An 11,246-nucleotide genomic window follows, 5' to 3' on the forward strand; every position below is an offset into this window, starting at 1 on the left:
TCTAGGCACTCCTTCGGCTTACACGTATAGAACCGGTTTGTCCTGTTCTCTTTCTGATTGAGATTTCAGGGTGGTATTGACTAGAAATTCAGTGATGTGCTTAAGCGTTGGGTAGTCCATCATCACAGCAGGTGTCAGTTCAAGCTTGTACTTCTGATTGATTTTGGTAGAAAATTCGGTGAGCTTGACTGGATCGAAACCGTACTCCTTCCATTCAATATCCGTATCAATTTCTTCACTCTCTACCTTCAGGATTAGAGAGGCGAGTTGAATGATCGTAGCTAGTACGTTATCAAACAAGCTGTTCCTGTCCGTATTTGTTTCTGATGCAAAATAGGCTGCTGTGGGCATTTCTTTTACTTTTAACTTGTTTTTAATGCTTGCCATGCTGGAGGAAATTTTGGTTGAAACGACTGTAACAGATTCGCTTGTATGGATTCCTTCCATATCGAGTGGCTTGGTTGTTTTCATCAACGCCAATTGATTCATCGGACCTGATAGCAAAGCTTCCAATGCCTCCATCCCTTCTGAAGGTTCAATCGAGCCAATGCCGATCTGTTCCATTCGTTCCTGATAGCCCTTGGACGCAACGATTCCAACACTGCCCCAGTATCCCCAGTTCATTACTTTTACCGCACACGTCCATTCCTCGGCAAGCTGATGGGCGAAAGCATCTTTAAAGGCGCAGCCTGAAGCATAATTGCTTTGTCCAGGCGATTTGGTAAACGAGTTAATCGAGGAGAAAAACAGGACAAAATCCAATGGCTCCTCGCCAAATACTTGACTCATCCGCACACTTACCTCTACTTTTGGTACCAGTCCGGCTCGGAAGGCTGTCTCGTCCATATTCGCCAGACTTCTATCAAGGAGAACAATAGCGGAATGAATCACTCCGTTAATCTTGCCAAATCGTTTCTTGCTCTCTTCGTAAGCAGCTTGCAGCGACTCGCGATCCGTAGCATCGGCTTCGAAATAGAGCGGTGCAGGTCCTAGAGCAGCAAGTTGATTTATTTTGTTCTGAATCGACTCATCTTTCTTGCGGCGACCGATCCAAATGATTTGTGCTTGATAGGTGCGGATCATGTATTCGCTCCACGCTTGTCCAATACCACCCGCGCCTCCAATCACAACATAGACTCCATGCTGTTTGTAGACGGTTTGGTTAATGGAAGGAATCTGCACGGGCATTAGCTGCTGGCGAAACCACGCATGTCCACGATATGCCCAAGCGTTTCCATGAGCGTCGGCAGGTAAAGCAAAAATATCGCGTAGCGGCCAATCGGCATGCGCGTCCAAATCGACGAGTCTTACCTTCCAGTTCGGATATTCCTTCGCCATCGATCCGATCAACCCGTGGATGCTGGCATGCGTTGGATGAACCGTATCTTTTTTGTAGATAGCCTGCGCCTGAACAGTAATGATCGTCCAGCCCAAGTCTCTCGTCTGATACTCCAACGCAAGTAAAGCCTTGATCAAGCGGAAAACTTGAATAACGCCCCGCTCCTGCCCAATCATCAAAGACTCCTCTTTTACAGATTCCACTGGGCTGTTGGGAGCCACCCACATGAGATGATCGATCACACCCCGCTCTTGCAGCTTACTTGCGATAGCCTCAATAGAGTCATCTGACTGAAGCGGTAAAACAGTAGCTTGAGGGTAATGACGTTGAAGGAGACTTCTATCCTTTTCTTCGGCGCAAACGATGACTACTTGATCACTTGTTGCTGGAATGACTTCCCCTTTTTCTACAGACACGGCGTTCCATACTGGCGTGAGCATCGTGGTTCCCATCAGCGGTGGAGTGGAAGTCACTGTTTCCTGATTCTCTCTCACCGTCGCATCCCGTTTTTCACTTCCAACTGCAAAACCTTTTATCCTCACGCCAATTCTGCCTGACTCATCACATATATCGATATCTATTTTCTTGTTCTCCGATTTATCACTGGATCGAATGAGGGCATACATGGCAGCAGGATGATTTTCGAAGATCTCCAGCTCTTCAAGGGTAAACGTACCATTTGGTTGGATGGAGCTGATGTTGTCAGATAATGTAGACTCCGTGATGAGATAACGAGATGACTGCAACAGAGACTCCAACTGGCTAGGATGGAGAACGAATTGTCCTGCTGGCTCCATGGCAATCGAAGGCAAGGAGAGTTTTACCAATACTTGTCCTCGTGTCCTGTATACTTGGTCAATCCCTTGAAACAGCTCGTAGCATTTTTGGGCAGTAAGCACCTCACTGCTCTCGGCTTGCATGGCAGGTATATCCAACATGGGTGCTTCAACGAGCGAAGTGAATTCGACCATACCTTGGCTATGTACCACAGACCTGGTCTCCTCTTCTTTCGATTCGCTGTAGATTGCATAAGCAAGCACTCCAGTGTCCTCTGGATAGATACCCAGGTGTACCTGAACCAGATCATCGCCCACCAATAGCGGAACATCTGTAGCAACATGAGTCATTCGGATTCCAGATAAAGTCCCCTCTCGATCTCCTGCTGCCTGTTTCACTGCCGCCCGTGCCATCTCCAGATAAGCAGTGAGTGGAAAGAGGCGCTGCCCATTTCCAAGACGATCTGCCAAGAACGGCTCCTGCCCTATAAAGCTGGAACTGTATCTCAGCTCATAGAGGTCAGAAGTGTTCTTATGAAGCAATGGATGGAGGATATCACCGCTAACGGAAGAAGCTTTAGTCCTACTTGTTGCCATTGGTTTTTGAACGTCTATCCAATAACGCTCCCTGGCAAAAGGATAGGTAGGCAAACTGACGCGGCGCGGCTTATCTTCGCTATATAGCTTATTCCAGTCAAAAGAGACGCCCTTAACCCAAAGATTCAGCAGTTTAGCGTATTTCCCCTTGGCAATCCATGTCTCCACTGTTTGCTTCATATCCTCATCAGCAAAAAGAGCTACCGTGTCATGATTGCGCTTCACTCGCCCACGATACAGCTCGGCAATGTTCTCTGCGCCTTCTGCAAACTGCGTTAGTTTTTCCGCAAGCTCACCCACTGATCGGACGATAACAGCCAAGCGTTCTTCCAGCGCTTCCCGCCCTACTTGAAGCGTAAAAGCGACGTCAGTCAATTGGGCATCGGTGAATGCTTCTTCTTTGATCGCCTTCAATAATCGATTCACTTGAGCGAACAGTCTCTCTTCGTTCTTCGCTGAGAGAACGATCATGTTTGGTTGCTGTGGCTGAATGCTACTCTCGGGCTGTCTATCTTTTTCGAGGTACTCTTCGATGACAATATGGACATTAGCTCCTCCCGCCCCAAAAGACGATAGCCCAGCGATTCTCGGATACTCCTTGGTTACTCCGTTGATCTCCATGATGGGTCGCTTCCATTCAGTCAGCTGTTGCTGAACCATAAATGGCGTTTGACTGAAATCAATGTTTGGATTCATTACCTCAGCGTGCAGGGAAGGTGCTATTTGACCGTACTTCATCTGAAGCAATATTTTGGTCAATCCTGCAATTCCTGCCGCGCTCTCCGTATGCCCAATGTTCGACTTGGCCGAGCCGATGGCGCAGAAGTGCTTGTCTTTCGTATCTTGTCCAAATGCGCGAGTCAGTCCCGCAATCTCGATTGGATCTCCCAAAGCGGTCCCTGTACCGTGCGCTTCGATATAGCTGACGGCACGAGCATCTACTCCTGCCCGCTGCAATGCGTCGTGGATTACCTGCGACTGCGCGATTGGGTTTGGAACCGTATATCCATTTGTTTTGCCGCCTGCATTGAGCATGCTTCCCTTGATTACGCCGTATATGTGGTCACCGTCGGCAATCGCCTTTTGCAGAGGCTTCAATATGATAGCTCCCACACCTTCTCCATCTACGAAGCCATCCGCTTGGTCGCCAAACGACTTGCAGCAGTCACCAGCAGATAGCATAGTCGCTCCAGACAGTCGAATATAGTGGAACGGATCGACAATTAAATTGACCCCGCCTGCGATGGCACATTCACTTGTTCCGCTATACAGGCTTTCCAAGGCTAAATGGATCGCCGTCAAAGAAGAGGAGCATGCCGTATCCACTGCTAGACTTGGTCCTTGGAAATTGAACAAGTAGGAAAGGCGATTGGCAATCGACCAGTAGCTCGTTCCTGCTGGGTAATTTCCATTCATGACACCAACAAACACACCAATTTTTCTGCTTTCTCCTAATGTCGCAGGAGTATAACCCGCATCCTCCATACATGCGTATGCCGTTTCTAAAAATAAGCGCTCCTGAGGGTCCATCTGCTCTGCTTCGTTAGGAGAAATTTGGAAGAATAGCGGGTCGAATTTATCCATATCCTCGATGAAACCGCCCCATTTGGTGTACATGTATCCTCTTTTTCCTTTTTCTTCGCTGAAATATTCTTGCCAGTTCCAACGATCCTCCGGTACTTCCGTGATACAATTCTTCCCTTCTTTCAGGCGAGACCAAAACTCCCAGACATCTTCCGCTTGCGGATAACGACCTGAAAGACCAATGATCGCCACATCCTGTCTGGACGGCGCTGCTGGTTTTTCCGGTTGCGTATCAAGAGCTTGCAGGAAACGGCGAGATTTTGCCTTTCGAAATACCGAGCCAGCTTGCTCTCTGGTTGGCTTTGCAGTAGCTGCTGAGTTGGTTACTTGCTTTTGAACAGGCTGCTGTTCATCTATTCCTACTAGAGCTAGTAGTTCATCCGTTTGTGTTGTCATGAAATGCTCGACCAGCGCATCAATCGTTTGATATTCAAAAAAGAGGGTCGTGCTGATCTGATGCAATTTTTTCCGTAAGACATTCGTCATTTGCACAATCATAATCGAATCAATGCCATACTCCTCCAGGGCGGCAGAAGAGTCGATCTGGTCAAATGGAATTTTCAGTGTTTCTCCGACCAAATGCTTAAAATAGGCGATGCTTTTCTCATGAAGCATATCCTCCGTGCTTGTTCCTCTGTCTGTAGCTGGAGGACTTGGCTGAGTAGAAGCTGAGGTCCCCATTGATTTCTGCTGTTGTTTGGACTTGCGGACAACGCCGTCACTTTCAGCAATTATCAACTGTGGATAGGAATCAACTCGATAGCCCTCATCTTTCAACACTTTCTGCCAACCTTCCAGAGGCAATGAAAGTTCTAGTAGAAGCAGACCATTCCTTTTTAAGAGATACTTGCAGGTACGCAGGGCTTGGCGAATATGCTGAGCTGTGTACAGATTATCAGCTGTGATAATCAGGTCGTATTCATCAGCGTGCATTCCTTGTTCACTTAACGCCACTTCCGGATCAAAAACTTGGAAGCTCATATGCTCTTGATAGGCATGTAATTTTTGTAAAATCAAAGAACTGGTAGATTCTGTACCTGCTCCGATCTCGAGAATCCGAATTCTTGCAGATTGCTCCTGCTTCAACCGCTCCTCGATAAAGGCAGCCGCTACATCAGCAAGCCCTTCATTTTCATGGGCAGACAGCTGTAGCATGGATGGATAACGTTCAGGGTGAACATCCACCCACTCTTCTACCTTCATCCCTTCTATGACAATAGGCTTCGTTATCTTCATGAAAGCAATTTGATTCATGGCTCCTGCGAGAAGTGTCTCTACAGCTTGCATAGCTTCTGGAGGCTGAATCAGACCAATGCCGATTTGCTCCAAACGCCGATAGATTTCTACCATCTCTTGATGAGACTCTTCCACTTGCCCACTGCTCCAATATCCCCAATTGATCAGTTTCACCGCACATGGCCATGCTTGGGTCAATTGATGAGCATATGCATCCTTAAAGGTACATCCGGCAGCGTAGTTGCTTTGCTTCGGAGCTTTCGTAACTGCCATGAGTGAAGAGAAGAATAATACGAAATCCAAAGGCTCCTTCTCAAACACCAACGCGATGTTCACACTCACATCAACCTTAGATGAAAGCACTGCTCGGAAACCTTCCTCTTGCATAGCCTCCAAGCTTTCCTCAACCAAGACCATGGCAGAATGAACAACTCCGTCAATCCGTCTATACGTTTGCTTTATTTGTTCATAAGCTTGTTGCAAAGCGTTCTGCTGCGTTGCATCCGCTGTTATATAGTCTGGTGCTGGTCCAAAAGCGGCAAGTCTATCCATCTTCGCTTGAATCTCTTCATTTTTTTGACGACGACCCATCCATATGATCTGGGCTTGATAGGTACGAATCATATACTCGGTCCATGCTTCGCCGATGCCACCAGCACCGCCAATCACCAAATAAATGCCACCCTGCCTCAACCGTGTCTGATCGATCGGAGGATGGTCGATGGTAAGCAATTGTTGGCGATACCATTCTCCTTGACGATACACCCACGGACGACCCTGACGATCTCTTGGCAGCCTCAACATATCATCCAACGGCCATTCAGATTCGGCCTCTACATCCATGAGTCGAATCTTCCAGTTTGGATATTCCTTCGCCATCGAACCAATTAACCCGTGAATACTGGCGTTACAAGGATTCACAACATCTGTATTCCGAATGGGCTGGGATTGAACCGTGATGACGCTCCACCCCAACTCCTTACTTCCGTATCCCAAGCGAAGCAAGGCTTTAATCGTTCGGAAGCATAGAATCACTCCCTGATCTTGCCCCGCGATTAATCGATGATCCGCCAAGGAATCTATCGCATCAAAAGGAGCGATCCACACCATATGATCAATGGAACCAAGCTCTTCTAGTCGGTGTACGATTTCCTCAATCGTATTCTCAGCCTTAATGGACAACACTTTTGCTCGTGGATAGTATGGTTGAATCGCGCTCCCATTCTCTTCATTTCCCCCCACAATGACAACCTGTTCATCAGTAGTAGGGAAAAGCTGCCCCTTCTCAACGGGAGTCACATCCCACACAGCGGACAGCATGAGATTCCCCACCGGAGGCTCCAGTGAGGGTACGGGAGAAGCGCTGCTCGAAGCAACGTGATTCGCTGGCTTCCCGTCCTCCAGCACTCGCATGGAATATCCCTTTATTCGTACACAAACGGTTCCTTGGTCATCGCACAAATCAATATCTAGCTTCTGTACCTTGTCATCTGCGCTGCTGTTAGCACTGTAACGAACGTACGCCCACATTGAGGATGTGCACTTGTTGTGAATGTCAATTTCCTCCATGGCAAAAGGCAAGGAGGGCTTGCGACTGGAGTCGCCATCCGCTGATGGGGTATCTTCCCCACCCATCATTAGCCCGATAGATGCCTGCAAGGCAGAATCCATTAAGCTTGGATGCAGGACAAAAGGGTTCTCCATTTCGGAGACGGAGGCAGGCAAGGTTAGCTTGGCTAATACTTTGCCCTCCCCTACATACAAGGTATCAATTCCTTGATGTGCCGAACCATAATCCATTCCTATTGATTGAAAAATGCTGTAGCATAGTTCGGATGAAAACTCACGTTGGCCGCATTCTGCTTGTATGGATGGCAGATTCAAGGCATGCTTCTCAGCAACAGAATGAAGCATGACGCTCCCCAGACTGTGCACGACGGGTTCTGCATCCATAGCCTCCGACTCGCTATAGATTTCAAAACGAATTTCACCATTCTCTTCGGGAACAAGACCGATATGGATCTGTGCAGGTTGGTCCCCCACAACAATTGGCCGTGTCCAAACCACGTTTTTGAGTTGAATCTGGGCTGGTTCTTCGGTCAAGGCAGCCGTTGCTTGCTCTGCTGCTGCTCTCGCCATCTCCAGATAGGCAACTCCCGGCAAGATTCTCTGATTCTTCACGACATGATCCGATAGGAAAAACTCCTGACCTGTAAAAGTGGAGCTAAACCTCTGTTCAGAAAAATCAGAAGTATTCCGTTGCAACAGTGGATGAATCGCAGGTTCGCTCGTGAATGGAGCTGCTGTCTTGCCGCTTACAGATTTCATTTTGCTCTCTGGAATCCAATAACGATTCTTCGCAAATGGGTACGTCGGCAAGGGAACACGTCTCGGTTTGTTATTCAAATAAAGCTGTTCCCAATCCACTTCATAGCCTGTCACCCAACATTCAGCCATTTTTCTGATGCTGCCTTCTGCAATCCAGCTTTGGAATCCGGTTGACTCGTTGTTAGGCTTCAAGCTCCCTTCCCAACAAGTATCGATCGTATTCTCGCCTCTCGAATAAGCTTCCAATTTTCCGATCAGCTCAGGTATATCCTCGACGACAAAGGCTACTCGTTCCCTCATCCCTTCTCGTCCAACTTGCAAAGTATACGCCACATTTTCCAGATCGATTTGCGCTGCTGGATCAGCAAAAGCCTGACCTTCTCCCTCTATATCGTCTCGATGGTTATCTAGGAGAGAAGCGATGACGGAAGCAATGGAGCTGCTTTGATCGAACTCCTTGATATCTAGCTGAATATGCAGCTCCTCTTGCAGTTTTTGCGTTAGCTGTGTGATTTGAACGAGGTCTACTCCGTATTCATGCCACTCTTGTTCCATCTCAATGCTGTTTTCTCCCACGTGAATAATACTGGATAAAATCCCGCGAAGCTTCTTCTCCAGCATTTCTTGAAGCTGATTTCGCTTCTCTTCCGTGCGTGGTTGAGGGTTATTGTCTGTTGATACCCCTTTTAGAAACTCCGCTACTTTTTGCGCATAGACTTGCAATCGCTCCTTATTCTTGGCAGATAGTGGAATCATCACTGGGTGATTTTTATGGCCAATGGCTTCCGCTTTCGGCTTTGTTTCCGCTGGAATGTATTCTTCCAAAATAATATGGGCATTAGACCCCGAAGCTCCAAACGAACTTACCCCTGCTCGTCTCGGAACGGTGACTTTTTGACCGTTTTTCATGCTCTCCGATTTCCATTCTTCTGTCCGTTGCTGTACATAAAAAGGAGATTGCGCAAAATCAATAAACGGATTCACTTCCTTGGCATGTAAGGAAGCAACGAGCGTTTTATGGTGGAGCTGAAGAACAGCTTTTTGCAGACCGCTGATACCCGCAGCAGATTCTGCATGTCCGATATTCGATTTCACAGAGCCAATAGCGCAAAACTGCTGATCCTCTGTATATTGACGGAACGCTTTCACCAATCCTTGAATTTCAATGGGATCACCCAAAGAAGTTCCGGTCCCGTGCGCTTCCACATAACGAATCGTTCGCGCGTTCACACCGCTCTTTTCCAGGCATGCTGTAATCACTTCTGCTTGAGCAACAGGGCTTGGTACGGAAGGCCCGCTCACCGATCCGACGTGGTTCACACTACTTCCTTTTACCACGGCATAAATATGATCTCCATCCTCAATCGCTTTGTGCAATGGCTTTAACACGACGGTACCGACGCCTTCTCCAGAAACATACCCATCGCCATCCTTGCCAAAGGTATGACAATAGCCATCACTAGCGTGCATATCCATCATGCCATAGGACAAGTATTTTCCAGGATGCAAGGATAAATTGACGCCACCCGCCAATGCTACCTCACATTCTCCGCGCTTGATGCTCTCCAGCGCCAAATGAACAGCCGTCAGCGAGGAGGAGCATACGGTGTCAATCGCCATGCTCGGACCATGAAAATTGCAGAAATAGGAAACGCGATTGGCAATCGGTGCATAGTTCAGGGATAACGGGAACATTTCTCCCCGAGACATCGCTTCCGCTCCGATTAAGGAATAATCCTTGTGCATCACGCCAACAAAGACACCAACCTGCCGCCTGTTACTGCTCCCCCGAGGCGGAACAATCGTCTTCGGCGTATAACCTGCGTCTTCCATTGCTTCCCAGCATGTTTCCAAAAACAAACGCTCTTGGGGGTCCATCGTTTCTGCTTCCCGCGGCGATATTCTGAAAAATGGAGAATCAAAGCAATCAGGGTCTTCAATAAACCCTCCCCATTTGGACATCTGCTTTCCAGAAGGGGATTTGAGTTCTCCAAACTGCTGCCAATCCCAGCGAGATTTCGGGACTTCTTTGATGCAGTCTTTGCCCTCTTTTAAATTTATCCAGAATTCATGGAGATTTCTGGCCTCTGGATAACGACCTGCCATCCCGATGATCGCAATTTCTTCATTGGCATTCGCTGTATGATTCTCCGAGGGTGCTGTTGAATGTACGACCGTTGCAGGTTGCGGCAACTCATGGCTACCTTCCTGTTTCATCAAATCAAGCCCGCTGAATACGGAAGCATGATTCTCGGCAAGATAGGCGGCCAACTCAGCAATATTCGTATATTCAAACAATAAAGTAGGAGCCAGCGGCGCTCCTACTTTCGCTTCGACAGCCTTCACGACTTCCAACAAGCCCGGCGAGTTAAGCCCCATTTCATAGTAACCAATCTGCGTATCAATCGACGCGGCTGGAACTTGTAATCGATCTGCCAGCAGTTGTTGCAAAAAAGTTTGTGCTTTCCTCACGAAGGCAGACTGTGGCTCATTCGATTCATGAAGGGGTTCTTTGATATCCCCTCGAAGCTGAGGTGCTTCGTTTTTATTGGGATTGATCAGACCAGGATCACGAACTAACTTGCCCGCAAAATTTTGCAAATGCGCAATTTTTTTGCCTGATCGATCAAAGAACTCCATCGTCAAATACATCAGTTCATTTTTTCGCTGGATGGATGACGTTTGTACTCTGGCAAAGCAATGTTGCTGTAAAAGAGCTGTGGCCCGAAAAGATTCATAAAAAAGCGGCAAAAATAGCCGTTGTTCTTCTTGGATTACCGAGGTGAACAATACCATCGAGCCGATAGCGGACCCATCGATCAACGTCGGGTGAAACATGAACCCTTCCGCACTGGGAAGGGCATGTTTACCGAGAGATATATCCATTACCGCCGCTGAATCTGTTTCATATATCGTTCCTTCTGCCTTCATAAAACCTGTATGCACCAATTCCTGACGACGGCATTGTTCATATACGTCATGCAGATTGACTTTTTTGTTTGCAGCTTGCTCTAGGATGGGAAGATCCAGCGTTTCATCGAACTGCGCAGGAGCACTTTGATGCATATCAGCAGTGACATATAGCTTTTTCTCCGAGTCTAACATGCCGTTGCGCTGTGTCTGACCCTCCATCCGAATCTGCCACTGTCCTGCTTTGCCTTGCGTGCACCAAATGCTCAGCATGACATCATAATCTTGTCCCACCATGATCGGATGATAGATCGTTAGATTACGAAGCTCAAGCTCGCTGTAATCATGACCATTTTCTCGAAACATTTGATACAACAAATCAATATGAGCTAATCCAGGCAACAGTTCCTGACCGTGCGCTTTATGATTTTTGAGGATTGGATGGTTGATCGTTATGAGAAACTGATCATGCACTT

Annotated in this window: 1 protein-coding gene; it reads right to left on the reverse strand. The window is 47.6% G+C overall.

The genetic code is table 11. The annotated features are described in order from the left end of the window. Nucleotides 1–18: 18 nt before the first annotated feature. Complete coding sequence (locus tag HPY28_RS07460; RefSeq protein WP_174230323.1) at nt 19–11,244, reverse strand: SDR family NAD(P)-dependent oxidoreductase; 11,226 nt, start codon at nt 11,242–11,244, stop codon at nt 19–21. Nucleotides 11,245–11,246 lie beyond the last annotated feature (2 nt).

The sequence above is a fragment of the Brevibacillus sp. HB1.2 genome, assembly GCF_013332495.1.
GTDB lineage: Bacteria > Bacillota > Bacilli > Brevibacillales > Brevibacillaceae > Brevibacillus > Brevibacillus porteri.